The organism is Streptomyces sp. NPDC060184, assembly GCF_042728795.1.
Taxonomy (GTDB): Bacteria; Actinomycetota; Actinomycetes; order Streptomycetales; family Streptomycetaceae; genus Streptomyces.
Window position 1 is genome coordinate 17,505 of the sequence record NZ_JBHWYX010000061.1, and the last position, 24,845, is coordinate 42,349.

Annotated in this window: 27 protein-coding genes and 1 riboswitch; of the genes, 12 read left to right on the forward strand and 15 right to left on the reverse strand. The window is 72.2% G+C overall.

What is annotated here, in order from left to right; genetic code table 11:
- Positions 1-30 precede the first annotated feature (30 nt).
- Positions 31-444 carry a fic family toxin-antitoxin system, toxin component gene (locus ACFWEE_RS29590; RefSeq protein WP_386893740.1) on the forward strand — a complete coding sequence of 138 codons (414 nt, stop codon included), beginning with the start codon at positions 31-33 and terminating at the stop codon, positions 442-444.
- A gap of 217 nt (positions 445-661) precedes the next feature.
- Here ACFWEE_RS29590 and bioD read toward each other — a convergent pair whose 3' ends face one another.
- Genes bioD through bioB form a run of 3 tightly spaced genes read right to left on the reverse strand, consistent with a single transcriptional unit; the run spans position 662 to position 4,126 of the window.
- Positions 662-1,348 (reverse strand): dethiobiotin synthase, encoded by a 687-nt coding sequence (gene bioD / locus ACFWEE_RS29595; protein WP_386893742.1) that lies wholly within the window; start codon positions 1,346-1,348, stop codon positions 662-664.
- Between the two features lie 2 nt (positions 1,349-1,350).
- Positions 1,351-2,841 carry an adenosylmethionine--8-amino-7-oxononanoate transaminase gene (locus ACFWEE_RS29600; RefSeq protein WP_386893744.1) on the reverse strand — a complete coding sequence of 497 codons (1,491 nt, stop codon included), beginning with the start codon at positions 2,839-2,841 and terminating at the stop codon, positions 1,351-1,353.
- Positions 2,834-4,126, reverse strand: a complete 1,293-nt coding sequence (gene bioB / locus ACFWEE_RS29605) for a biotin synthase BioB (protein ID WP_386893746.1) — start codon at positions 4,124-4,126, stop codon at positions 2,834-2,836. The genes ACFWEE_RS29600 and bioB overlap by 8 nt, the downstream gene beginning before the upstream one ends.
- Positions 4,127-4,270: 144 nt before the next feature.
- Between bioB and ACFWEE_RS29610 the strand changes: the two genes are divergently transcribed.
- Positions 4,271-5,419: an 8-amino-7-oxononanoate synthase gene (locus ACFWEE_RS29610; protein ID WP_386893748.1), complete on the forward strand. Its 1,149-nt coding sequence runs from the start codon at positions 4,271-4,273 to the stop codon at positions 5,417-5,419.
- 68 nt (positions 5,420-5,487) lie between these two features.
- Here ACFWEE_RS29610 and ACFWEE_RS29615 read toward each other — a convergent pair whose 3' ends face one another.
- Both ACFWEE_RS29615 and ACFWEE_RS29620 read right to left on the reverse strand, forming a co-directional pair.
- On the reverse strand, positions 5,488-5,706 hold the full coding sequence (locus tag ACFWEE_RS29615; RefSeq protein ID WP_386893750.1) for a DUF397 domain-containing protein: 219 nt from the start codon (positions 5,704-5,706) through the stop codon (positions 5,488-5,490).
- A gap of 41 nt (positions 5,707-5,747) precedes the next feature.
- Positions 5,748-6,617 carry a helix-turn-helix domain-containing protein gene (locus tag ACFWEE_RS29620; RefSeq protein WP_386893752.1) on the reverse strand — a complete coding sequence of 290 codons (870 nt, stop codon included), beginning with the start codon at positions 6,615-6,617 and terminating at the stop codon, positions 5,748-5,750.
- A 228-nt stretch (positions 6,618-6,845) separates the two neighbouring features.
- Here ACFWEE_RS29620 and ACFWEE_RS29625 point away from each other — a divergent pair, with 228 nt between their 5' ends.
- A complete protein-coding gene (locus ACFWEE_RS29625) occupies positions 6,846-7,277 on the forward strand; it encodes an ATP-binding protein (RefSeq protein WP_386893754.1) in 432 nt (143 codons plus the stop codon).
- Between the two features lie 106 nt (positions 7,278-7,383).
- Here ACFWEE_RS29625 and ACFWEE_RS29630 read toward each other — a convergent pair whose 3' ends face one another.
- The 3 genes from ACFWEE_RS29630 to ACFWEE_RS29640 form a co-directional block, all read right to left on the reverse strand.
- The gene (locus tag ACFWEE_RS29630; protein ID WP_327174426.1) at positions 7,384-7,854 is read right to left on the reverse strand and encodes a C40 family peptidase; all 471 of its coding nucleotides are present in this window, start codon (positions 7,852-7,854) and stop codon (positions 7,384-7,386) included.
- A 28-nt stretch (positions 7,855-7,882) separates the two neighbouring features.
- Positions 7,883-7,961, reverse strand: a riboswitch (cyclic di-AMP (ydaO/yuaA leader).
- Positions 7,962-8,410: 449 nt separating this feature from the next.
- Positions 8,411-9,355, reverse strand: a complete 945-nt coding sequence (locus ACFWEE_RS29635; protein ID WP_386893756.1) for a hypothetical protein — start codon at positions 9,353-9,355, stop codon at positions 8,411-8,413.
- A gap of 98 nt (positions 9,356-9,453) precedes the next feature.
- A complete protein-coding gene (locus tag ACFWEE_RS29640) occupies positions 9,454-9,762 on the reverse strand; it encodes a hypothetical protein (RefSeq protein ID WP_386893758.1) in 309 nt (102 codons plus the stop codon).
- Positions 9,763-10,288: 526 nt separating this feature from the next.
- On the opposite strand from ACFWEE_RS29640, the gene ACFWEE_RS29645 reads away from it, so the two are divergent.
- From ACFWEE_RS29645 to ACFWEE_RS29675, 7 genes are all read left to right on the forward strand, one after another.
- Complete coding sequence (locus ACFWEE_RS29645; RefSeq protein WP_386893759.1) at positions 10,289-10,591, forward strand: urease subunit gamma; 303 nt, start codon at positions 10,289-10,291, stop codon at positions 10,589-10,591.
- 8 nt (positions 10,592-10,599) lie between these two features.
- Positions 10,600-10,911: an urease subunit beta gene (locus ACFWEE_RS29650; protein ID WP_386893761.1), complete on the forward strand. Its 312-nt coding sequence runs from the start codon at positions 10,600-10,602 to the stop codon at positions 10,909-10,911.
- On the forward strand, positions 10,904-12,625 hold the full coding sequence (locus ACFWEE_RS29655; protein ID WP_386893763.1) for an urease subunit alpha: 1,722 nt from the start codon (positions 10,904-10,906) through the stop codon (positions 12,623-12,625). Before ACFWEE_RS29650 ends, ACFWEE_RS29655 begins: the two co-directional genes overlap by 8 nt.
- A gap of 13 nt (positions 12,626-12,638) precedes the next feature.
- On the forward strand, positions 12,639-13,301 hold the full coding sequence (locus ACFWEE_RS29660; RefSeq protein WP_386893765.1) for an urease accessory protein UreF: 663 nt from the start codon (positions 12,639-12,641) through the stop codon (positions 13,299-13,301).
- 82 nt (positions 13,302-13,383) lie between these two features.
- Positions 13,384-14,061 carry an urease accessory protein UreG gene (gene ureG / locus ACFWEE_RS29665; RefSeq protein ID WP_386893767.1) on the forward strand — a complete coding sequence of 226 codons (678 nt, stop codon included), beginning with the start codon at positions 13,384-13,386 and terminating at the stop codon, positions 14,059-14,061.
- Positions 14,058-14,828, forward strand: coding sequence for an urease accessory protein UreD (locus ACFWEE_RS29670; RefSeq protein ID WP_386893769.1), 771 nt, complete (start codon positions 14,058-14,060; stop codon positions 14,826-14,828). Before ureG ends, ACFWEE_RS29670 begins: the two co-directional genes overlap by 4 nt.
- A 173-nt stretch (positions 14,829-15,001) precedes the next feature.
- Positions 15,002-16,579, forward strand: a complete 1,578-nt coding sequence (locus ACFWEE_RS29675) for an alpha/beta hydrolase (RefSeq protein WP_386893771.1) — start codon at positions 15,002-15,004, stop codon at positions 16,577-16,579.
- Between the two features lie 88 nt (positions 16,580-16,667).
- On the opposite strand, the gene ACFWEE_RS29680 is transcribed toward ACFWEE_RS29675, so the two are convergent.
- The 6 genes from ACFWEE_RS29680 to ACFWEE_RS29705 all read right to left on the reverse strand — a co-directional run bounded on the left by ACFWEE_RS29680 (position 16,668) and on the right by ACFWEE_RS29705 (position 22,057).
- Positions 16,668-17,375 carry a lysophospholipid acyltransferase family protein gene (locus tag ACFWEE_RS29680; protein WP_386893773.1) on the reverse strand — a complete coding sequence of 236 codons (708 nt, stop codon included), beginning with the start codon at positions 17,373-17,375 and terminating at the stop codon, positions 16,668-16,670.
- Between the two features lie 143 nt (positions 17,376-17,518).
- The gene (locus ACFWEE_RS29685; RefSeq protein ID WP_327174417.1) at positions 17,519-17,677 is read right to left on the reverse strand and encodes a hypothetical protein; all 159 of its coding nucleotides are present in this window, start codon (positions 17,675-17,677) and stop codon (positions 17,519-17,521) included.
- Positions 17,678-17,743: 66 nt separating this feature from the next.
- The gene (locus ACFWEE_RS29690; protein WP_386893776.1) at positions 17,744-18,697 is read right to left on the reverse strand and encodes a cytochrome c oxidase assembly protein; all 954 of its coding nucleotides are present in this window, start codon (positions 18,695-18,697) and stop codon (positions 17,744-17,746) included.
- A 149-nt stretch (positions 18,698-18,846) separates the two neighbouring features.
- Positions 18,847-19,872, reverse strand: coding sequence for a 6-phosphofructokinase (locus ACFWEE_RS29695; RefSeq protein ID WP_386893778.1), 1,026 nt, complete (start codon positions 19,870-19,872; stop codon positions 18,847-18,849).
- A 186-nt stretch (positions 19,873-20,058) separates the two neighbouring features.
- Positions 20,059-20,787: a type 1 glutamine amidotransferase gene (locus ACFWEE_RS29700; RefSeq protein ID WP_386893780.1), complete on the reverse strand. Its 729-nt coding sequence runs from the start codon at positions 20,785-20,787 to the stop codon at positions 20,059-20,061.
- A 31-nt stretch (positions 20,788-20,818) separates the two neighbouring features.
- Positions 20,819-22,057, reverse strand: coding sequence for a MurT ligase domain-containing protein (locus ACFWEE_RS29705; RefSeq protein WP_327174413.1), 1,239 nt, complete (start codon positions 22,055-22,057; stop codon positions 20,819-20,821).
- 113 nt (positions 22,058-22,170) lie between these two features.
- On the opposite strand from ACFWEE_RS29705, the gene def reads away from it, so the two are divergent.
- Positions 22,171-22,728: a peptide deformylase gene (gene def / locus ACFWEE_RS29710; protein ID WP_386893782.1), complete on the forward strand. Its 558-nt coding sequence runs from the start codon at positions 22,171-22,173 to the stop codon at positions 22,726-22,728.
- A 17-nt stretch (positions 22,729-22,745) separates the two neighbouring features.
- Here the strand turns inward: def and ACFWEE_RS29715 are convergent, their stop codons facing one another.
- Positions 22,746-23,393: a TetR family transcriptional regulator gene (locus ACFWEE_RS29715; protein WP_386893784.1), complete on the reverse strand. Its 648-nt coding sequence runs from the start codon at positions 23,391-23,393 to the stop codon at positions 22,746-22,748.
- 181 nt (positions 23,394-23,574) lie between these two features.
- On the opposite strand from ACFWEE_RS29715, the gene ACFWEE_RS29720 reads away from it, so the two are divergent.
- Entirely contained in the window at positions 23,575-24,801 is a 1,227-nt protein-coding gene (locus ACFWEE_RS29720; RefSeq protein ID WP_386893786.1) for an acyl-CoA dehydrogenase family protein, read from the forward strand.
- Positions 24,802-24,845 lie beyond the last annotated feature (44 nt).

Genomic DNA, 24,845 nt, shown 5'->3' on the forward strand with positions numbered 1-24,845 from the left:
GCCTTCCCCTTCCCGAGACGGTCTCCCTGTATGGAACACGACGAGTCACCCGAATCACCGTCACCCGGCCCCGAGAGCCTGCGGATTGATCTCTCCTGGCTGCTCATGGTGGCCGAGCACCGGACGCCGGGCGATCCGCACGTCGCCGACTGGGGCGCCCTCGTCGCCGCCGTCAGCCGGCACGAGGCGGAGATCTTCGGCAGCCCGGTCTACGCCGGCCCGCACGCCCGGGCGGCCTCGCTTCTCCAACTGCTGCTGCACGTACCGGCATTGGAGCACTCCAACGCGATGTTCGCCTCGGCCGTGGCCTACGGCTACCTGGTCGCCTCCGGGCTTCGCGTCCACACGTCCCCCGACCGCGTGCGCGACCTGGCCCGCCTGGTGAAGGAGGGCAAGGCCGGAGTGCGCGACATCGCCGAGGAGTTGCACGCGTGGTGCGGCTGAACCCCCACGCCCGGCCCCCGGGGCTTGGCCCAGGGGCCGGGCTCCACGCGCCGCTCCCGGGCTCACCGCTCCCGGGCTCACCGCTCCCGGGCTCACCGCTCCCGGGCTCACCGCTCCCGGGCTCACCGCTCCCGGGCTCACCGCACTCGAGCCGGCTCGCCGCAGCACCCCGCACCCCCACTCCCGCGCACCCCACTCCCGCGCACCAGGCCCCGACTCACCGCATCCCGCGCACTCCGCCCAGCTCCGGGGCGAGCCAACTCGCCGCCCGGGCTCGGAAGTCGGCGGGGCGCAGCGAACCCGCCCCGGCCGGCAGCACGCCCAGGAGGGGAGCACCGGCGGCGACCGGGAGGTCCTCCACGTTGCACCGGGTGGCCAGATCCGGTTCGGCCGGCATGCTGCCGATCACCACACCCGGACAGGCCAGGCCCCGGGCGCGCAACGCCTCCGCCGTCAGCGCGGTGGAGTTGAGCGTGCCGAGCCCGGCAGCCGCCACCAGCAGGACCGGCGCTTCCAGCAGCCGGGCCGCGTCCGCCAGCGTGGCCCCCTCGTCGTCGTACCGCACGAGCAGCCCGCCCGCCCCCTCGACCAGCACCAGATCGTGCTCCGTCGCGAGCTTCTGCGCGGCGTCGGCGATCTCGTGCGGGCGTACGGGGGCGAGCCCGCAGCGCCGGGCGGCCGTCGCGGGTGCCAACGGCTCCGGATAGCGGGCCAGTTCGAGCGCCGTCACCTCACCGCCGGCGAGCCGCACCACCTCGGCCGCGTCACCGTGCTCTCCCGGAGCGACGCCCGTCTGCGCGGGTTTGAGCACCGCCACCCGGCCGCCCGAAGCCGCCGCCACGGCCGCTGTCACGATCGTCTTGCCGATCTCGGTGCCCGTACCGGACACCACCAGAATCGTCATGGTCACCCTTCCCGCGCCGCAGCGCACACGGCACGGCAGATCCGTGCCACGTCCTCGTCGTCCGTCACGTACGGCGGCATGGTGTACACGAGGTCCCGGAACGGCCGCAGCCATACCCCCTCGCGCACCGCCGCCCGGGTCGCGGCCTCCATGTCCACCTCGTGGTCGAGTTGTACGACCCCGATCGCGCCCAGCACCCGCACATCCACGACCCCCGGCAGCCCGGCGGCCCCGGCCAGACCGGTCCGCAGCCCGGCGCCGATCCGCGCGACCTCGCCCTGCCAGTCCTGGCCGAGCAACAGGTCGACGGAGGCGCAGGCGACCGCCGCGGCGAGCGGGTTGCCCATGAAGGTCGGGCCGTGTGCCAGTACGGGAACCTCGCCGCGCGAGATGCCCTCGGCCACGCCGGTCGTGCACAGGGTCGCCGCCATCGTGAGGTAGCCGCCGGTCAGTGCCTTGCCGACGCACATCACGTCCGGGGAGATCCCGGCGTGCTCCGCGGCGAACAGCCGCCCCGTGCGGCCGAATCCGGTCGCGATCTCGTCGAGGACGAGCAGCACGTCGTGCGCGTCGCACGCCTCCCTGAGCACCCGCAGGTACCCGGGCGAGTGGAACCGCATCCCCCCGGCCCCCTGGACGACGGGCTCCACGATCACCGCGGCCAGCTCGTGGGCGTGGTGGGCGATCAGCTCGCGCAGATGCCCGGCGTAGTCCGCGTCCACCTCCGCGTCGAAGCCGTCCGGCGGGGCGTCCGCGAAGATCTGCCGGGGGAGTACCCCCGACCAGAGCTCGTGCATCCCACCCTCGGGGTCGCACACCGACATCGGCTGCCAGGTGTCGCCGTGGTAGCCGCCGCGCCAGGTCAGGAGCCTCTGCTTGGCGGGCCGGCCCGCCGAACGCCAGTACTGGAGGCACATCTTCACCGCCACTTCGACGGAGACCGAGCCCGAGTCGGCGAGAAAGACGTGCTGGAGGGGGGCCGGTGTGATCTCCACCAGCCGGGCGGCCAGCCGGACGGCGGGCTCGTGGGTGAGCCCGCCGAACATCACATGGCTCATCCGCTCCAGCTGTCCACGCGCTGCCCCGTTGAGGACCGGGTGGTTGTAACCGTGCACCGCCGACCACCAGGAGGACATCCCGTCCACCAACTCGCCCTGCCCGAGGACCGGTTCGGCGAGCCGCAGTCGGACACCGGAAGCCGACTCCACGATCAGCGGCTCCTGCCGGCCGGGCATGGGCCCGTACGGATGCCAGACATGGGCCCGGTCCAGCGAGCGCAGCCGTTCGGGCGTCAGGACGGGGGCGGGCGGGGACGTCCGTACGGGGGAGCCGACGTCCCCGGAGGCATCGGCGGAAGCGGACCGGCCACCGGTAGCGGACCGATCACCGGTAGCGGACCGGCCACCGGAAGCGGACCGGCCACCGGAAGCGGACCGGCCACCGGGGGCCGGCTGGGCGGAGTGGGCCGGCCCCGGAACGTACGCCTCAGGCATTGGGAGCGAGATCCGTACCCGCACCCCGTCGGCGCACGGCCACCAGGTCCGTACGCGCCCCCTGATCCCCGCGCGCCGCCTGATCCCCGCGCGCCGCCAGGTCCGTACGCGCCGCGGCGGCGGAGACGGAGCCCGCGCCCGACGCCTCCGCGGGGGCGTCGGAGGGCACCTCCTGCGCCGCGACGGGCCCGCCGCACGGGGCGCAACCGCCGCCCTCAGCCGCGCCGCCGCAGCCGTCGGAGTCCGCATGCCCCCCGCATCCCGCGCCCGCGCCGGCCGTGGCCCGGTGGCCGGGCAGCGTCGTGGTGTCCGCGCCCTCCACCTCGAACCCGGCGTCGGCGATCATGTCGAGATCCGCCTGCCCCGCCTGCCCCTCACTGGTCAGATAGTCACCCAGGAAGATCGAGTTGACCAGGTGCAGCGCGAGCGGCTGCATCGACCGCAGGTGTACCTCACGGCCACCGGCGAGCCGCACCTCCACGTCCGGGCAGACGAACCGCACCATCGCGAGAATCCGCAGGCACCGCTGGGGCGTCAGGTTCCACTCCTTGGCGAGCGGAGTGCCCTCGAACGGGATCAGGAAGTTCACCGGCACGGAGTCGGGGTCGAGCCCGCGGAGGGCGAAGACCACGTCGATCAGGTCCTCGTCGCTCTCGCCCATGCCCGCGATCAGCCCGGAGCAGGCGGACAGCCCCGCCCCCTGGGCATGCCGCACGGTCTCCACCCGGTCGGCATAGGTGTGGGTGGTGGTGATGTCGCCGTAGGTGGCCTCGGAGGTGTTGAGGTTGTGGTTGTAGGCGTCCGCACCCGCCGAACGCAGCTTCTCCGCCTGCCCGTCGGAGAGCAGGCCGAGACAGGCGCACACCTCGACGCCCTCGTTCTCGTCCTTGATCGCCTCGATGGTCCGGGAGACCCGCTCCACGTCACGGTCGGTGGGGCCCCGGCCGCTCGCCACCAGGCAGACCCGCTTGGCGCCCCCGGCCACCCCGGCGGCTGCCGCGCGTGACGCCTCGTCGGGCTTCAGCCAGGAGTACTTGAGAATGCCCGCCTCGGAGCCGAGCCGCTGCGAGCAGTACGAGCAGTCCTCCGGGCACAGGCCCGACTTGAGGTTGACCAGGTAGTTGAGTTTCACCCGGCGGCCGAACCACTGCCGTCGCACTCTGCCCGCGGCGGCCACCAGGTCGAGCAGTTCGTCGTCGGAGGTCGCCAGTACGGCGAGCGCTTCTTCACGGGTCGGCAGTTCGCGCCGCAACCCCTTGTCCACCAGCGTGCTCAACAGGTCCATGGCGTCGATCCTGACGCACACCACGGCCATCGGCCAAGGAGGAACCCGACAGGAGAGAGAGGGAGCATGTGTGTGTATTGCCACACCCTGACCGGCTGCGCCCCCGGCTACCCTCTGTGAGCTGCCTACAAAAGGGACCCCCCGATGGCCTTCACCCCGTTCGACTGGACCGAGGAGGAGTCCGGCCGCCGCGCCGCCGCCGGACTCGTCCGCACGCTGCGCCCGCGACCTGCCGGAACCGAGGTACTGGACCTCGCGAGCAACGACTACCTCGGGCTCACCCGGCACCCCGAGGTGACCGGGGCGGCGGCCGGGGCGGCCCGGAAGTGGGGTGCGGGCGCCACGGGCTCACGCCTGGTCACCGGCTCCACCGACCTCCACGCGGAACTCGAAAGCGAACTCGCCGACTTCTGCGGCTTCGAGGCAGCCCTGGTGTTCTCCTCCGGCTACGCGGCGAACCTGGCCGCGCTCACCGCTCTCTCCCGCGCCGACGGCCTCATCGTCTCCGACGCGGCCAACCACGCCTCGATCGTGGACGGTTGCCGACTGGCCCGCGCGCGGACCGAGGTGGTGGCGCACGCCGACCCCGAGGCGGTCCGCAAGGCGCTGGAGTCCCGCACCGGACCGGCGCTGGTGGTCTCCGACTCGGTCTTCTCCGTCGACGGGGACGCCGCCCCGCTCGCCGCCCTCGCCGCCGTCTGCCGGAGCACGGGCGCCGGACTGGTCGTCGACGACGCGCACGGTCTCGGGGTGCTCGGAGCGGGCGGCCGGGGCGCCCCGGCCGCCTGCGGGCTGGCGGGCGACGAGGGGCTGGTGGCCACGCTCACCCTCTCCAAGTCCCTGGGCAGCCAGGGCGGCGCGATCCTGGGACCCGCGTCGGTGATCCGTCATCTCGTCAACACGGCCCGTACGTTCATCTTCGACACCGGGCTGGCACCCGCCTCCGCCGGGGCCGCGCTCGCGAGCCTCGCGGTGCTGCGCAGGGAGCCGGAACGCGCCGTCCGGGTGCGCGAGGTCGCCACCCGGATGTACGAGCGGCTGACTGCGGAGGGGCTGAGTGCGGCCCGCCCGGACGCCGCCGTCGTCTCCGTGCGGGCGCCTTCCCCCGAGTCGGCGGTCCGCTGGGCGGCGGACTGCCGGGAGGCCGGCCTCGCGGTGGGATGCTTCCGCCCGCCGTCGGTCCCGGACGGCGTCTCGCGCCTGCGGCTCACCGCCCGGGCCGACCTGACGGACGACCGCGTCGACACCGCCCTGGACACGATCGTCCGTACGGCTCCGAGGGGCACCGCCTGACCGGAGAGCGGAGGCCCGCCCGGGGCGCCGCGGCCGGTGCGCTCGCGGCGGTCCCGGGTCCGGTGCGCTCAGCCCCGCGCCCCGTCCGTGCCGGGGTCCTGGAGACCGGACACGAACGCGCTCCAGGCGGGTGCGGAGAAGGACAGACGGGCCCGGTCCACGTCCTTGGAATCGCGCACGGAGAGCAGGGTCGGTCCGACTACCGCCGTCTCCACGCAGTTGTTCATACCGGTGCTGCGACTGCTGCGGCGCCACGGGACGGCGGGCGGTGCCGGGCGTTCGGGCATGGTGCTCCTTCGGGTCGGTGGACGCTGCCGGGCCGACGGCGCTACGCGCGGCCCGCGTCCTGGCGGCCGATCGCCGTGATGAGGTCCCGCGACCGCTCGGGCGAGAGTGCGCGTTCCCGCATGGTGCGGAAGGCGGAACCGTACGCCTCCAGATCTTCTTTCCGCTCCAGATAGTGACTACGCGTCAAGTGGTCGAGAACGACCACATCCAGAGCCGAAGTTGTCGGAAAAGAGAAGATGACGAAGGGGCCGGTCAGTCCGACGTACCCACCGGCGCTGAACGGAACCAACTGGATCTCCACGTGCGGAAGTTCCGACATGTGCGCGAGATGGTCGAGCTGGGCGCGCATCACGCGCCGCCCGCCCACCTCGCGCCGCAGCACCGCCTCGTCGAGCACGGCGGTGAGCCGGAGCGGGGCCTCGCACCGCAGCACCGACTGGCGGGCGAGCCGTACCTCGACCAGGGCGTCCAGATGGTCCCCCGCTATGCCGTCCAGTGCGGACTCGGTGACCGACCGCGCGTAGTCGGCGGTCTGGAGCAGTCCGGGGACCACCGAGGTCTCCAGCGTCCTCGCGGTCTCGGCCTGCGCCTCCAGAGCGATGAAGTCGCGGTACTGCGGCGGAATGACGCCCCGGTAGGCGTGCCACCAGCCCGTGTCCCGGCCGTCCGCCGACCCGGCCAGTGCCGAGAGGAGGGTGCGCAGTTCGGGATCGACGACGGCGTACGCGTCGAGCAGCCGGCCGACGTCGGCCGGGGACACGCCGCTCGCGCCCGTCTCGATCCTGCTCACCTTCGACTGGTGCCAGCCGAGCAGCGAGGCCGCCTGTTGGCTGGTGAGTCCCGACGAGTGGCGCAGACTCCTCAGCTCTTCCCCGAGTTTGCGACGGCGCACGACGGGGCCGTTGCCCATTCCGGTCTCCTTCCGCCGGGCGCGGCACGGCCGACCGCTCCGTCGGCCGACCTGGAAGCCAGTGTGCCGAATGTTCGAGCTCCGGTGAGCCGGAGTTCACCGCATTGAGCGATAGATATATGCATATCTCGGCAGATCGTGCTTGCGCGGGGTCCGGCGGTGGCACTCTGGCGCCAGGCACAATCCGGGCCGATAGGGGTCGGCCGGGCGGAAAGGGACGGCGTCGCCATGGCAGATCATCAGGAAGCACATGTCACCCTGCCGAGCGATCCGGTGTCGGTGTCCGCGGCCCGCAGACACGTGGCCCGCGTACTCGCGGAGTGGGGCATGCGCGACGACACGGAGGACACCGGGACGATCCTGCTGATCGTCTCGGAGCTCGCGACCAACGCGGTCCTGCACACACTCGGCCAGTCGCCCACGTTCACGGTGCGGCTGGTGCTCGACCGGGACGAGGAACTGAGGCTGGAGGTGACGGACAGCCACCCCCGGTGGCCCAGAAGGCTGCCCCCGGCCGTACAACGGGACAACGGGCGCGGCCTGGCGATCATCCGGGTCCTGGCCAGGGAGTGCGGCGGCCGGTTCGGCGTCACTCCGACCGAGGACGGCGGCAAGACCGTGTGGGTCGTGCTGCCGTGGTCCGTACCGGTGCGGGGCTGACGCCGCACCCGGCCCGGACGGGGCGGCCGTGCGACCCGGCGGGGTCGTCGCGCGTCGCCGCGTCCGGGCCGGGCGCCGCACACCGGCGGCACGGGCCCGGTGTACGTCAGCGCACCCGTCCGTACCAGACCCGCTTCGTCCAGATCCGCTCCAGCCGCACCACGGCACCGGTCTTCGGGGAGTGCCAGATCTTGCCGTTTCCGGCGTAGATGCCCACGTGGTACACGCTGCGACCGCTGTGGAAGAAGACCAGGTCGCCCCTCCTGCGCTGCGAGGAGGTGATGTGGCGCGTCTTGTTGTACTGCTGCTGCGCCGTGCGGGGCAGCTTCTTGCCGACCCGCTTGAACGAGTAGAGCGTCAGCCCGGAGCAGTCGAACCGCCGGGGGCCGGTGGCGCCCCACTGATAGGGGGAGCCCTTCTTGGACGCGGCGACCCGGAGCGCCTTCGTCGACTGGGCGGCGGCCTCGGCGTCGGAGACCAGGCCGGGGGCCAGCATGGTCGAGCTGAGGGCCAGAGTGAGGACCGAGGCCGTACCGGCCCGGGTGAGCAGAGACGGGACATGAACCTGCGCAGTCATGCGCAACCCTTCGTCAGCCGCCTGTGAAAGATGACCTGTCGGGTTCGGGCTGGCGAAGTCGCCCGGCCGCATGTCGCGGCTTCACCCCGAGGGACGGCCGGTTGCCCGGTCGGCCCGTAGTGCTCGGGTCCTCCACTCCTGCCGATCCACTCCTGTCGACCCGTCATCCGCTCGGCGGCAGGACTCGGCGTCCGCGCGGACCGCCCCGTCGGGGTGGCGGGGGCTTGTCGTCCCAGGGATCTTGACCCAGGCCGTGCGGGATTTTCGAGGTGGCAGAGGAGGTGAGGACGGTCGGCCGACGTTGCGCCGGGAGAGTGGGGGAGCGTCCGGCGCGGCCGGGGGCGCGCACCCCGGGCGCCTCCACCGCGGCTGCGCAGTGCGGTACTTGGGGCACGGGGAGGGCACCGGGGAGCGCAAATCGGGAGGGAGGCCCGGCGGGCCGAAACCCTGCGCCGAACGGGCGGAAAATCGGAAATTCATCACGGGCGTGTCGCCGGAAGCGGAGAAACGGCTCCGGTCCGGCCCGGATCCCGTGCGGGGTCGCCGTCGCCGAGTCCTACGGGGTCCTCCGGCGGATCGGGTGGCCGTCCGGGCCGGCGGTGAGCCAGGACCCGTCCCCGAGCGGCTGGATGTCGTAGGGATTCTCGCCGTGTGCGTCGAAGACGCCTCGGACCTCGCCGGTCCGCGCGTCGACGCGGGTGTGGCGGAACCACTCCTCCATGTCCTCGGTCTCGCCGACGACGGTGACGACGACGGTGTCCGGGTCCAGGTAGCCGCCGCTCCACTCCACGAAGACCTCGTCCGGATCGTGCCCGAGGGCCTCGACGGAGAGGGAGAACGTCACTTCGCCGCCGGGGTACGCGTGGACGGCCATGTCGGTCTGGGAGTGGTCGACCGTCATGAAGTGCCGCCCGTCCGGCGACAGACCGATGAGAACCCTGTCGTCCCAGGGATAGCGGAAGAGGTTCATCCGCCCACCCGACACCGACGCCCGGTGGATGACCGATCCGTCCTGTCCCTCGCCCACGTCGAGGAGGACTTCGCCGCTCGCCCGGTGCGCGAGCTGGGTACCACCGTGCCCGACCGTGTCCAGATCCGCCTGCCCGAGTACCGCTCCGGTTCCCGCGTCCAGGGCGACCCACTGGTCCGGGCGGTCGCGCCCGGCCATGGCGTCGGGCCGGTAGACCCAGACCGTGAGTCCGTCGGACGAGAGGGCGCAGCCGGGGCGGTGCCCGAACCGCTCGTCCGACTCGGGTTCGAACTCCGACCGCCAGAGTTCGGTCCCCGCGGCCGTTACGCAGACGGCAGCGCTCAGAGTCGTGTAGAAGACCTGATGAAGGCCGGTGGGAGCGGTGTGCTCGACGACCTCGTCCCCGGCCGACGGCCGGAAGACCCTGGCGGGCGACAGAGCACCCCAGGCGTCGGCGGTCGGCTCGTAGGCGCATATGTCCCCGCCGACGAGCCGGGTGAGGGGCCGCAGGGGCCCGGTGGAGCGATTCATGTTCAGGAGCGTACGGAACATGATCGGCCGACATCGCCGTGGCCGGGGCCGGGGCCGAGGCGGGGGCGCCGGTCGCCTTCCGGCGCGGACCGGGCCCGTCAACTCGCTCTCCCGGGCGGTACGGAGACCCGCCCCGCCCGCCGCTCCCCGTCCAGCGCGCGCAGCGCCCGGGCCAGCGTGGCCGCGTGGATCCGGTCCTCGCCGCGCTCGTGCATCAGCGCCAAGGCGTCCCGCAGTGTCGCGGCGTGCGAGGCCAGCGCCTGGGCGGCCCGCAGCGCCGCGTAGGTGTCGCTGCCCCGGGCCGGGTTGATCCGGCCCACCTGGTCGAGGACGGCGAGGTAACGGTCGATGAACTCGGCCTCCGCGTGGGTCAGTGCGGGCAGGGACGGCAACTCCGGCGGCAGCATGGGGACTCACCTCGTGGGGCGCTGTGGCGGGTACGCGGTGCGGTGCTCCCCGACGCGGCCGGACGGGCCGTGAGCGCGGTGGTTGCGGCGTCGAGGACGAAGGGGTCACGGCCGATGTCACCGGCGATGCCGTCGGCGACCCGCCCGACGGCCGCCCCCCACCGGTCCGGGCAGGGCGGGCTGCTGGATTACTACCCGTGCGACCGCCGGACCATGTCGGCCCCCGGACGCCCCCGGGCCGGTACGCGGTGCGCGCCCCGGCCCGGTGCGCGCCGTATACGAGGCGAGGAGGGTGCGGGCAGGCCGGCGGGACCGTTCCGGGGACGGTCCGGCCCGCCGGGGCCGTGCCCCCGTACCGGACGGTGTCGCCACGTGACCGGCCCAGTTAACGCGACGGAAAAACTTCCGCCCTAACGTGCGGTGTCTGGCCGGTGTGCCCGCATCGGCGGGCGACGAGCTGTCGTCGTCCGAGGCGGCTCCGCCGCGTCCAGGGACCCGACCGGGCGCGAGACGATGAGGTGGAAGCGTGCAACTCACCCCGCACGAGCAGGAGCGCCTGCTCATCCATGTGGCCGCCGACGTCGCCGGGAGACGCCGGGCGCGCGGGCTCCGGCTCAACCACCCGGAGGCGGTCGCGCTGATCACGTCGCACATCCTGGAGGGCGCGCGCGACGGGCGGACCGTCGCCGAACTCATGGCGTCCGGACGGAAGGTGCTCACCCGCGCCGACGTCATGGACGGCATCCCCGAGATGATCCACGACGTCCAGGTGGAGGCCACCTTCCCGGACGGCACCAAACTCGTCACCGTCCACGATCCGATCGTCTGAGGGGCGCCGTGATTCCCGGAGAGATCCTGTACGCGGACGGGGCCGTGCCGATCAACGAGGGCCGGCCGGTCACCCGGATCACCGTCCTCAACGCGGCCGACCGCCCCGTCCAGGTCGGCTCGCACTACCACTTCGCCGAGGCCAATCCCGGCCTCGACTTCGACCGGGGGGCCGCCCACGGCCTGCGGCTGAACATCGCCGCCGGGACGGCCGTGCGCTTCGAGCCCGGCATCCCCGTGGACGTCGAACTCGTCCCGCTCGCAGGCGCCCGCGTCGTCCCCGGCCTGCGTGGCGAAACCGGAGGTGCCCTCGATGGCTGAACTCGACCGTGCCGTCTACGCCGACCTGTTCGGCCCCACCACCGGCGACCGCATCCGGCTCGCCGACACCTCCCTGCTCGTGGAGATCGAGGAGGACCGCTCGGGCGGCCCCGGACGGGCCGGCGACGAGGCGGTGTTCGGCGGCGGCAAGGTGATCCGGGAGTCCATGGGACAGGCCCGCACCAGCCGCGCCGAGGGCGCCCCCGACACGGTCATCACCGGTGCGGTCGTCATCGACCACTGGGGGATCGTCAAGGCGGACGTCGGCATCCGCGACGGGCGCATCACCGGCATCGGCAAGGCCGGAAATCCCGACACCATGGACGGCGTCCACCCCGGGCTCGTCATCGGGCCCGAGACGGAGATCATCGCGGGGAACGGCAAGATCCTCACGGCGGGTGCCATCGACGCGCACGTCCACTTCATCTCGCCGACCCTGGTGGACCAGGCGCTGTCGTCCGGGATCACCACCCTCGTCGGCGGCGGAACCGGGCCCGCCGAGGGCACCAAGGCGACCACCGTCACCCCCGGCTCCTGGCACCTCGCCCGGATGTTCGCGTCGCTGGAGGCGTACCCCGTCAACATCGGGCTCCTCGGCAAGGGCAACACCATGTCCCACGAGGCCATGCGCGCCCAACTGCGCGGCGGTGCGCTCGGGTTCAAGATCCACGAGGACTGGGGGGCGACGCCCGCCGTCATCGACGCCTGCCTGCGGGTCTGCGAGGAGAGCGGCGCCCAGCTCGCCATCCACACGGACACCCTCAACGAGGCCGGTTTCGTGGCGGACACCCTCGCCGCCATCGCGGGCCGCACGATCCACGCGTACCACACCGAGGGGGCCGGAGGCGGGCACGCGCCCGACATCATCACCGTCGTCTCGGAGCCGTACGTCCTGCCCAGCTCCACCAACCCGACCCGCCCGCACACCGTCAACACCATCGAGGAACACCTCGACATGCTGATGGTCTGCCACCACCTCAACCCGGCCGTTCCCGAGGACCTCGCGTTCGCCGAGTCCCGTATCCGGCCCTCCACCATCGCCGCCGAGGACATCCTGCACGACCTCGGCGCCATCTCGATCATCTCCTCCGACTCCCAGGCCATGGGGCGGATCGGCGAGGTCGTCCTGCGTACCTGGCAGACCGCGCACGTCATGAAGGCGCGCCGGGGCGCACTCCCCGGCGACGGTGCGGCCGACAACCACCGGGTGCGTCGCTATGTCGCCAAGTACACGATCAACCCGGCGGTGGCGCAGGGGCTCGACCGCGAGATCGGCTCGGTCGAGACCGGCAAGCTCGCCGACCTCGTCCTCTGGGACCCCGCCTTCTTCGGGGTGAAGCCCCAACTGGTCATCAAGGGAGGGCAGATCGCGTACGCGCAGATGGGCGACGCCAACGCGTCCATCCCGACACCCCAACCGGTCCTGCCGAGGCCGATGTTCGGTGCCACCGGCAGGGCTCCCGCCTCCAACTCCTTCAACTTCGTCTCGGCGGCGGCGATCGAGGACGGTCTGCCCGAACGCCTCGGACTCGGCAAGCGGTTCGTGCCGATCGCCGGCACCCGGGGCGTCACCAAGGCGGACATGCGGGAGAACGACGCTCTGCCCCGCGTCGAGGTCGACCCGGACAGCTTCGCCGTGACGATCGACGGAGACCTCGTCGAACCCGCACCGGCCAGGGAACTGCCCATGGCCCAGCGTTACTTCCTCTTCTGATCGGGCGGGACCCATGTCACGCGCAGCCCTGCTCGTCCTCGCCGACGGCCGGTTCCCCGCCGGAGGCCATGCCCACTCCGGCGGGGCCGAACCGGCCGTCACGGCGGGACGCGTCCGCGACGCGGGCGACCTCGCCGACTTCTGCCGGGGCCGTCTGCACACCACCGGGCTCACCGCCGCCGCGCTCGCCGCGGCGGCGGCCCTGGGCCACGACCCGCTCGCCCTCGACGAGGCGGCGGACGCCCGTACGCCCTCACCCGCCCTGCGGGCCACCGCCCGCAAGCTCGGCCGCCAGCTGATGAGGGCGGCCAGGTCCACCTGGCCGAGCCCGGCCCTGGACGCGCTCGCGACCGCCCGGCCCCGCGGCGCCCACCAGCCCGTCGTCCTCGGACTCACCGCGGCCTCGGCCGGCCTGACCCCCGAGGACGCCGCGTACTGCGCCGCGTACGAAGCGGTCGGCGGGCCCGCCACCGCCGTCGTCCGGCTGCTCTCGCTCGACCCCTTCGAGGCCACCGCCGTCCTCGCCCGGCTCGCCCCCGAACTCGACCGCGTCGCCGAACGGGCCACCGTGGCCGCCCGGCAGGGCATCGACGCCCTGCCCGCCGCCTCCGCCCCGCTGCTCGACATCGCCGCCGAGACCCATGCCACGTGGCCGGTCCGCCTCTTCGCCTCGTGACGCACTCCCCGGGTGATGTCCGGCCCTGATCCGCCGGACATCACCCAGCGCCCACGCACCCCACGCCCCCAGGAGCCGCACCATGCATCTCGACCACTCGCACGACGGACCCGCCGCGGTCGGCGCGGACGCCGCACGGCCGGACGGCACGCGCCGCGCCCTGCGCATCGGACTGGGCGGACCGGTCGGTTCCGGCAAGACCGCCACCGTCGCCGCCCTCTGCCGGACCCTGCGCGACCAGTTCTCCATCGCCGTGGTCACCAACGACATCTACACCCGTGAGGATGCGGAGTTCCTGCTCCGCAATGCGGTCCTCCCGCCCGAGCGCATCCAGGCCGTCGAAACCGGCGCCTGTCCCCACACCGCCATCCGCGACGACATCTCCGCCAACCTCGAAGCGGTCGAGGACCTGGAGGACAGCGTCGGCCCGCTCGACCTCATCCTGGTCGAGTCGGGCGGCGACAACCTCACCGCCACCTTCTCCAAGGGGCTCGTCGACGCCCAGGTGTTCGTCATCGACGTGGCCGGCGGCGACGACATCCCGCGCAAGGGGGGACCCGGCGTGACCACCGCCGACCTGCTCGTCGTCAACAAGACGGACCTCGCCCCGTACGTCGGTTCCGACCTGGGCCGGATGGCCGAGGACGCCGCCAAGCAGCGTGGCGAACTGCCCGTCGTCTTCACCTCGTTGACCTCCGCCGACGGAGTCGCCCCGGTGGCCGGCTGGGTGCGCTCACAGCTCGCCGCCTGGTCCTCGTGAGCGTCACCGCGACCGCCCGCGTCCGCGCCGTCGCGGACGGGCGGGGCGCCACCGCGCTGCCGGTGCTGGAGAGCGAGGGCCCCCTCGCGCTCCGCCGGACCCGCGCCCCCGCCCCGTACGCGGGGGTCACGGTCGTCGGCGCCATGAGCGCACCCCTCGGCGGCGACCGCCTCGCCGTCGAGGTGGAGGCCGGGGACGGGGCACGGCTCACCGTCGGCGCCGCCGCCGCCACCGTGGCACTCCCCGGCCCCGGGCCCGCCCGCTACGACGTCCGGCTGACCGCGGGCGACGAGGCGGAGCTGCACTGGCTCCCCGAGCCGCTGATCTCCGCCCGGGGCAGCGACCTGCGGATGGCCACCACCGTCCACCTCGCCCCCACCGCACGGCTGGTGCTCCGGGAGGAGCAGGTGCTCGGCCGCCACGGCGAACCCACCGGCGCCCTGACCACCCGCCTCACCGTCCGGCGCGCCGGACGCCCCCTGCTCGACCAGGAGCTCTCCTACGGTCCCGGCGCCGCCGGGGGGTGGGACGGGCCCGCCGTGCTGGGCGGCCACCGTGCTGTCGGGCAACTGCTCCTGGTCAGACCGGAGTTCGAGGAGAAACCAGTGGCCTCCCGTCTGCTCGGCCCCACTGCCGTACTGACCCCGCTGGCAGGTCCCGCCGCACTCGTCACGGCCGTCGCAGAGGACGCGCGCCTGCTGCGCGCCGTCCTGGACGATGCCCTTGCTCTCGTACTGGAAGGTTCAACAGCCTCTGCAATGAGCTGATTCAACGGCAAAACCTCTCAAGTCCGCTGAGCAGTACAGCGGTTACCGGTTATCGGTTCGGCAAAGAAAGGGTGGTGCGCCCTGTTCTCAGGAAGCTCACAGGGGAAATGATCCACGGGAAACGTAGATCCGCGCCGCTCCACGCGGCGCGACACCCCTGGGGGAGGTTCCACTTGAGACGCACTGCAGTGCTCGGCGCGGCCGGCACTCTGATCGCGGGGACGCTCATAGCGGGCATGACGGCCGTACCGGCGTCCGGAGCGGACAACCGGCACACCGGCGCGGCCGAGGCGCGTGGTGCCGCGATCGCCGCGGAACGCGCGGCGCGCACGGGCATCGACTGGGCGGACTGTCCCGCCGACTACGCGCTCCCCAAGCCCATCCAGTGCGGCTGGGTGACCGTCCCGCTCGACTACGCGAAGCCGTACGGAAAGCAGATCAAGCTCTCCGTCGACCGCCACGTGAGCACCGGGACACCCGCCGAGCGCCAAGGCGCCCTCGTCTACAACCCCGGCGGCCCCGGCGGCTCCGGCCTGCGCTTCCCGACCCGGATCACCAACAAGAACCCGATCTGGACCAAGGTCGCCGCCGCCTACGACTTCGTCGGCTTCGACCCGCGCGGCGTGGGCCACTCCGCCCCCATCTCCTGCGCCGACCCGCAGGAGTACGTCGCGGTACCCAAGGCCGACCCGGTCCCCGACACCGAGGCCGACAAGCTGGCCCAGCGCAAGCTCGCCGCCGAGTACGCGGCCGGCTGCGCCGAGCGCAGCGGCGATCTGCTGCCGCAGATGACGACCCTCAACACCGCGCGCGACCTGGACGTGATCCGGGCGGCGCTCGGCGAGAAGAAGCTGAACTACCTGGGCGTCTCCTACGGCACCTACCTGGGGGCGGTCTACGGCACGCTCTTCCCGGGACACCTGCGCCGCATGGTCGTGGACAGCGTCGTCAACCCGGCGCAGAGCAACATCTGGTACGAGGCCAACCTCAACCAGGACGTCGCCTTCGAGACCCGCTGGGAGGACTGGCAGGCGTGGGTCGCCCGCCACGACGACGTCTACCACATCGGCGACACCCCGCAGAAGGTCGAGCAGGCCTGGCTCACCCTGCGCGCCGCCGCGAAGAAGAACCCCATCGGCGGCGTCGTCGGCCCCGCCGAACTCACCGGCTTCTTCCAGAGCGCCCCGTACTACGACTCCTCCTGGGCACCCGTGGCACGGACCTGGAGCGCCTACCTCGCCGGCGACACCCAGGCGCTCGTCGACGCCATCGCCCCCGACCTGAGCGACACCGCGGGCAACATCGCCACCGAGAACAGCAACGCCGTCTACACGGCGGTCGAGTGCGCGGACGCGCAGTGGCCGGTCAGCTGGCGCACCTGGGACCGGGACAACACCCGGCTGCACCGCGACTACCCGTTCCTGACCTGGGCCAACGCATGGATGAACCTCCCCTGCACCACCTGGCCGACCAAGCGCCAGACCCCTCTGGACGTGAAGACGGGCAAGGGCCTCCCGCCCGTCCTGATCGTGCAGTCCACGCGTGACGCCGCCACCCCGTACGAGGGAGCGGTCGAGCTGCACCAGCGGTTCAAGGGCTCCCGGCTGATCACCGAGAAGGACGCCGGATCGCACGGGGTCACCGGCCTCGTGAACACCTGCGTCAACGACCGGGTGGACACCTACCTGCTCACCGGCCGCACCGACCGGCACGACGTGACGTGCGCCCCGCACGCCACGCCCGTGCCGTAACCACAGGTCCCGCCTCGAAACGGGGTGCGGGTGGCCGGGACACGTCCTCGGCCACCCGCACCCCGGGGCCGTACGGAGTCCGGGAACCTCAGCGCTGCGGGCCGGGCCGTTTCGCGGCAGCGACACCGGCGGCCTTCACCTTCGCCGCGTACTCGTCCACGTACTCCTGCCCGGACAGGTTCAGGATCGCGTACATGATCTCGTCCGTGACGGCCCGGATCGCCGCCTTCTGGCCGTCCATCCCGGCGTACCGGGAGAAGTCCAGCGGCTCCCCGAAACGGATCGTGACCCGCCGGATGCTGGGCACCTTCTGTCCGGGCGGCTGGATCTCGAAGGTGCCGACCATCGCGCAGGGGATCACCGGGACCCCCGCCCTGATGGCCATCACCGCGACCCCCACCTTGCCCTTGTAGAGGCGCCCGTCGTGCGAGCGGGTGCCCTCCGGGTAGATGCCGAGCAGCTCGCCCTTGGCGAGGACGCCGAGTCCTTCACGGATGGCCGCCGCGCCCGCCTCCTTGCCCGACCGGTCCACCGGGATCTGGCCGATGCTGTGGAAGAACGCCGCCGTCAGCTTTCCCTTGATCCCGGGGCCGGTGAAGTACTCGGCCTTCGCCAGGAAGGTGATGCGGCGCTTCAGCATGGCCGGCATCAGGAAGTGGTCCGAGAAGGACAGGTGGTTGCCCGCGACGATCGCGGCCCCCTCGGCGGGGATGTGGTCGAGCCCTTCGATGCGGGGCCGGAAGAGCAGCCGCAGCAGCGGGCCGAGCACGGCGTACTTCAGTACGTAGTAGAACACGGAGGGTGAACCTCGTTCTGCCGGATCGGCCTCGGGCTGCTTCGTACCGGACACCCTTCCAAGGGCGCGGGGCCCGCCAGTCTAGGTGGTGGCCGGCCCTGATCCGCCGGACACCACCTGGGCGGGCGCCCCGCCCGCCCCCGTCAGGCGTCCCGGACGGCCAGCATGCCGAGCGTGCACAGCCCCAGCACCACCCAGCCGAACCAGAGCCAGCCGTTGCTCCCCAGCGCCACCGTGTACGCCGTCACCGCCACCAGGGCCGCGACGGTGATGACTCCCATGGACTTCGTCGATCCGGACATGCGCGCACGCTCCTCGTCGGCCGCGCGGCCGTTGCGTCCATGGTCGCCCCGCGGGCGGGTGCGGCGCTACCGTCCACGCGCCTGCAAAGAGGCGAGATACGCGTTGTAAGCCGCCAGCTCCTGGTCGTCGTTCCGGTCCGCCGCCCGGTCCTCGCGCTTCGCGAGCCGCTGGTCGGAGCGGTACCACTGGAAGACCAGCGCGATCAGCACCAGCACGGACGGCACCTCGCTGAAGGCCCAGGCGATGCCGCCCGCCCAGCTCTGGTCGCTCAGCGCGTCGACGCCCAGCGAGGCCGGGGGATGCTTGTACGACTCGACCATCGGCTGGGACGCCATCATCAGCGCGATGCCGAAGAACGCGTGGAACGGCATCCCCGCGAACAGCTCCAGCATCCGCATCACGTAACCGGGCCGGTGCGGCCCGGGGTCGATCCCCATGATCGGCCAGAAGAAGACGAGCCCGACCGCGAGGAAGTGCACCATCATCGCCAGGTGCCCAGGCGTCGAGCCCATGAGGAAGTCGAAGAGCGGGGTGAAGTACAGGGCGTAGAGGCTGGCGATGAACAGCGGGATCGTGAAGACCGGATGCGTGATGATCTTCATGTAGCGGCTGTGCAGCAGCATCAGCAGCAGTTCGCGCGGGCCCTTGCCGCCCCGCCGCCGCGCCACCGGCAGCGCCCGCAGCGCGAGGGTCACCGGAGCGCCGAGCAGCAACAGGATCGGCGAGAGCATGCTGATCACCATGTGCTGGATCATGTGCACGCTGAACATGACCATGCCGTAGTCGTTCAGCCGGGTGCACATCACCAGGGCGATGCTGAGCACCCCGACGACGAAGAAGACGATCCGGTTGACCGGCCACTCGTCCCCGCGGCGCCGCAGCCGCACCACGGCCCAGCCGTACAGGGCCAGCGCCGCGAGGCAGCCGACCAGGAAGAACGGGTCCGCCGAGAACGCGAGCCCGCGGCCCAGTGTGAACGGCGGCAGATCCATGTTCATGCCGTGCCCGCCGTGATCCATCTGTTCACTCCTGCTGGGGGACGTCCCCGATTCGTGCCGGTTGTCCGGTCCAGACTAGGACTGCCCCCGACCGCACTCGCGGCCGGGGGCAGTCCCGGGGGTGTCGTGGCCGCTCCTCGCCGAAAGCCGGAGCGGGGTCGGGGGAGGCGTCAGAGGACGCACTCCACCTCGGCGTACCGCTCGGCCGGAACGGTCTTGAGGGTCTCCACCGCCGAGGTCAGCGGCACCATCGTGATGTCCGTGCCCTGCAGCGCCGTCATCATGCCGAACTCGCCGCGGTGCGCGGCCTCCACCGCGTGCCAGCCGAACCGGGTGGCCAGCACCCGGTCGTACGCCGTCGGGGTACCACCGCGCTGCACGTGGCCGAGAATGACCGGGCGGGCCTCCTTGCCGAGACGCTGTTCCAGTTCGACCGAGAGCTGGGACGCTATCCCCGCGAAGCGCTCGTGCCCGTAGATGTCCTGGGAACCGGTGGCGAAGTCCATCGTGCCGTCCTGCGGCTTGGCGCCCTCGGCGACCACCACGATGGCGAACTTCTTGCCGGCCGAGAAGCGCTCCCCGACGACCCTGGTCAGCTCGTCGATGTGGAACGGACGCTCCGGCACCACGATGGCGTGCGCGCCGGCCGCCATGCCCGAGTGCAGGGCGATCCAGCCGGTGTGACGGCCCATGACCTCCACGATCAGCACCCGCTGGTGCGATTCGGCAGTCGTCTTCAGCCGGTCCAGCGCCTCGGTGGCCACACCCACCGCGGTGTCGAAGCCGAAGGTGACGTCGGTGGAGGCGATGTCGTTGTCGATGGTCTTCGGTACGCCGACGATCGGCAGCCCCGCCTCGGAGAGGAGGTTGGCCGCCTTCAGCGTGCCCTCGCCGCCGATCGGGATGATCGCGTCCAGACCCAGGTCGGCGACGTGCCCCTTGGCGCGCTCCACGCCACCGCGCAGGTGCGCGGGCTGGACCCGGGACGAACCGAGGATGGTGCCGCCGAGGGCGAGGATGCCGCCGACCGCGTCCAGGTCGAGCTTGCGGTAGTCGCATTCCAGCAGGCCGCGCCAGCCGTCGTGGAAGCCGATGACCTCGTCGCCGTGGTCGACAACCGCCCGGTGCACGACGGAGCGGATGACTGCGTTGAGGCCGGGGCAGTCGCCGCCGGACGTGAGGACACCAATGCGCATTGCCCGAGGAACCTTTGCAACGTGGGCCGACGACCGGACCGCGTCGTCCGGCTGAATACCCGCCACCCTACCGGCGCAGGGTGGCGGGACCGAACCCACTGTCCGCCTGCTGGACTCCGCTCAGTTGAGCCGGAATCGCCTCAGGCGAAACACGGTGTGTACCTCAGCTGAAACAAGGCGGATACATCAGGCCGGCTGGGTCGTCGCGGCGATCCGCTCCGACCTCAGCGCCTCGTACCAGTGGTCGTTCACCGGCGGCAGTGCGTTGACGTCGAGGGCCAGCTTCAGCAGCAGATCGGCGATCTGCGGATTGCGCGCCAGCACCGGACCGTGCATGTACGTCCCGAACACGGTGTCGCTGTACGCGCCTTCGGTGCCGTCCCCGGTGCCGTTGCCGCGGCCCACCCGGACCCGGGCGAACGGACGCGCCGTCGGACCGAGGTGGGTGACGCCCTGGTGGTTCTCGAAACCGGTGAGCGGCGGCAGACCGAGGTTCGGGTCGATGTCGCCGAGCACGTCACCGACGCACCGCGCGCCCTCGCCGCGGGTCGTCACCACGTCGAGCAGCCCGAGCCCGGGCTCCCGCTCCCCGAGGTCGTTGATGAACTCGTGGCCCAGGATCTGGTAACCCGCGCAGACCGAGAAGATGATCGCGCCGTTCGACGCGGCCCGGCTCAGCCCGCCGTCGCGGCGCAGCCGCTCCGCCGCCAGCCGCTGCGGCCGGTCCTCACCGCCGCCGATGAGGTAGATGTCACCGGACGTGGGGATCGGCTGGTCGCTGCGTACGTCGACCCGCTGCACGTCGAGACCGCGCTGCCGTGCCCGCCGCTCGACGACGAGGGCGTTGCCCTGGTCGCCGTAGGTGCTGAGGAGGTCGGGGTAGACCCAGACCAGACGCAGACCGTTGTTGCTCATGCTTCGTCCTCTCCGGAGGCCCTGGCGGGGATCAGTTGCCGACACGACGGCGCAGATCCTGGAAGGCGGTGTAGTTGGCGATGACCTCGATGCGGCCGGGCGGGGCCAGCTGGACGGCCTCGTCCAGGGTCTCGCAGACGCGGAAGTCCAGACCGGCCACTTCGAGCCGGACGGCGAGGTCCATCTTGCGGTCCCCGAGCACGAAGATCGGGTGACCGGACAGCTGCGTGTAGTCGACGTCCCACAGCCACGAGGTGTCCGTGCCGTCCGCGCCGCGCGCGTTCACGGACAGGATCACCGGCGTCGGCGGCGGGTCGATGAGCGAGAACGTCTCAAGCCAGCCGGCCGGGTTCTTCGCCAGCAGCAGCCGCAGGTCGCGGTTGTGGAACGAGACCACGTCGTAGCGGCCCGCCACGGCCTGCACCTGGTACATCCGCTCCAGGGCCACCTGCGGGGGCACGCCGAAGACGGCGGCCACGGCGGCCGACGACGTCGCGTTCGCCTTGTTCGCGCGACCGGGCAGCTGGAGGTGGATCGGCCACGCGGAGCCGTGCGGGTCGAGCACGTAGTCGCCGTTGAGCGCCCAGCTCGGCGCCGGACGGCGGAAACCGCACTGACCGCAGAACCAGTCGTCCCCGGGACGCTGCATCACACCGCCGCAGGAGGGGCAGGACCAGGCGTCGTCCTTCCACGCCTGGCCGGCCGCCACCCACACGACGTTCTGGGAGGACGAGGCCGCCCAGACGATCAGCGGGTCGTCCGCGTTGGCGATGATGACGGCCTTCGAGCCCGCCAGTCCCTCGCGCCAGTGCTCCGCCAGCATGCGCGTCTCCGCGGCGCGGTCGAGCTGGTCGCGCGAGAGGTTGAGCAGTGCGATCGCCTTGGGCGTGGTGTCGCGCGCCACTCCGGCGAGGTACTTCTCGTCGACCTCGATCACGCCGAACCGGGCGTCCGAGCCGCCGGCCAGCGCCGAGGTGATGCCCGCGGGCATGTTCGCGCCGAGCGCGTTCGAGACGACGGGCCCGGCGGCCCGCAGCGCCTCGGCGATCAGCCGGGTGGTGGTCGTCTTGCCGTTCGTCGCCGACACGAGGATCACGTCCAGGTGCTGCGCCAGTCGCCCCAGCAGGTCGGGGTCGAGCTTGAGCGCCACCCGGCCGCCGATCACCGATCCGCTGCCACGCCCCGCCGCGCGCGACACCGCCGCCGCGGCCTTGCCCGCCGTCACGGCCAGCTTGGCCCGCGGCGACAACGGCTCCGTGTTGCCTGCCATCGTCCTAGATCCTCCTTGCATCGGTCCACGCCCAGCCTATCGATGTCCGGAGCGACGGCCGCACCGCGGCACCACGGAACGGGGCGGTCAAGGCGGACCGTACCCTTACGGCCATGCGAAACCGCCCGATCCCCGGCAGTTCCGGAATCATTCGTACCGTGAGCACCCTCGGCGACCCCGTCCTCCACCGTGCCTGCGAGGACGTCACCGATTTCGGTCCCTCCCTCGCCCGGCTGGTGGAGGACATGTTCGCCACCATGTACGCGGCCCGCGGGGTCGGCCTCGCGGCCAACCAGATCGGTGTGCCGCTCAGGGTGTTCGTGTACGACTGCCCGGACGACGACGACGTCCGTCACCTCGGCCACGTGGTCAACCCCCGGCTGGTGGAGGCGGACGGCATCACCGTACGCGGCCCGGAGGGGTGTCTGTCGCTGCCGGGCATCGAGGCCGGGACCCCGCGCTTCGACCGGGCGGTGGTACGCGGACGCGACGTCACCGGCGACGAGGTGGAGATCACCGGTACGGGTTGGTTCGCGCGCTGCCTCCAGCACGAATGCGACCACCTGGACGGCACGGTCTACACCGACCGGCTGACCGGACTGCGCCGGGCGCGGGCGCTGCGCAAGGCCCGCCGGGCCCCCTGGGCCGCCCAGGACCGAACCACGTCCTGAGCACCGCCGCACACGCCCTAGAAGCCGGGTGCGCCCGGCCGGTCGCCCACCTCGGCCAGTCGGCCCCAGAGCAGGTCGGCGAGGTTGCGCACCAGCCGTTCGCGCGGGACGGGCCGGTCGCCGAGCCACCAGTCGCCCGCCGCGTGCATCATCCCGACGATGCCGTGTCCCCAGATGCGGGCCGTCTCCTCGCCGTCCGCGCCGAGGTCCACCCGCTCCGCGATCACCTGCCCGAGCTCCTCGCCCAGGCGCCGCAGCAGGGGGACGGAGTGGCGGCCCGTGTCGAACCCCTGCTCGGGGGCGGGGGTGTCGTCCGACGGGTGCATGAGGAAGCGGTAGACCTGCGGACGGGTCTCGATGGCCGCGAGGTAGGTGTCGAGGGTGTTCTCCACCCGCCGGCGGCGTTCGGCCGGGGCATCGAGCGCCGCACGCAGGTTGCTGAGCAGGGCGTCGGTGTGGCGCTGTGCGAGGGCGCGGTAGAGGCCGCCCTTGTCGCCGAAGTGGCGGTAGAGGATCGGCTTGGTGATGCCCGCCTCGGCGGCGATGGCGTTCATGGAGGCCCTGGGGCCGTCCCTGAGCACCACCCGGTCGGCCGCCTCCAGCAGCTCCCTGCGCCGCTGCTCGGCCGCCGTCCGCTGCCGATCGGCCTGTCGTGCGGTCTCCATCTGTCGCCCTTTCCCCACCCCTGACACCTCTGGCCTGGCGCTTTGTGCGCGCCCGGGCAACGTAACACCCCGCCTTCGAAGGGTGCCGACCGGTCCAGGTGTGGTTGACAGCGGCTACTTGCCGGTAACAGACTGCTGTTACCGTAAGTAACTCGATGTCGGGCAGTGCATGGAGGGGAACATGGCGGAGTTCACGCTTGAGCTCAACGACGACCAGAAGCAGGTGCGCGACTGGCTCCACGGTTTCGCAGCCGATGTGATCCGGCCGGCGGCGTCGGAGTGGGACGAGCGTGAGGAGACTCCCTGGCCCGTCATCCAGGAGGCTGCCAAGGTCGGCATCTACTCGCTCGACTTCTACGCCCAGCAGTTCTTCGACCCCACCGGCCTCGGCATCCCGGTGGCGATGGAGGAGCTCTTCTGGGGCGACGCGGGCATCGCCCTGTCGATCGTCGGTACGGGCCTGGCGGCCGTCGGCGTGCTGGCCAACGGCACCGAGGAGCAGATCGGCACCTGGATCCCGCAGATGTACGGCGACGCCGACGACGTCAAGCTCGCGGCCTTCTGCTCGTCCGAGCCCGACGCCGGCTCCGACGTCGCCTCGATGCGCACCCGTGCCGTCTACGACGCCGCCAAGGACGAGTGGGTGCTCAACGGCACCAAGACCTGGGCGACCAACGGCGGCATCGCCAACGTCCACGTCGTGGTGGCCGTCGTCGACGCCGAACTCGGCTCGAAGGGCCACGCCTCCTTCATCGTGCCGCCGGGCACCCCCGGTCTCTCCCAGGGGCAGAAGTTCAAGAAGCACGGCATCCGGGCCTCCCACACCGCCGAGGTGGTCCTGGAGGACGTCCGCGTCCCCGGCCACTGCCTCCTCGGCGGCAAGGAGAAGCTCGACGAGCGCCTGGCCCGTGCCCGCGAGCGGGCGAAGTCCGGCGGCGAGCGCGTGAAGAACGCCGCGATGGCCACCTTCGAGGCGTCCCGCCCGGCCGTCGGCGCCATGGCGGTCGGCACCGCCCGCGCCGCGTACGAGGTCGCCCTCGACTACGCCAGGACGCGCACCCAGTTCGGCCGCCCGATCATCGACAACCAGGGCATCGCCTTCCAGCTCGCCGACATGCGCACCCGGATCGACGCGGCCCGGCTGCTCGTCTGGCGCGCCTCCTGGATGGCCACCACCAACAAGCCCTTCACCTCGGCCGAGGGGTCGATGTCGAAGCTCTTCGCCAGCGAGACCGCCAAGCAGGTCACCGCCCAGGCCGTCCAGATCCTCGGCGGCAACGGCTTCACCCGCGAGTACCCGGTGGAGCGGATGCACCGCGACGCGGCGATCTACACCATCTTCGAGGGCACCAGCGAGATCCAGCGCCTGGTGATCGCCCGCACTCTCTCCGGCATGCCGATCCGCTGACCCACCGGGACGGCCGGGGCGCCGGGGGCACGTCCCCCCCGTCC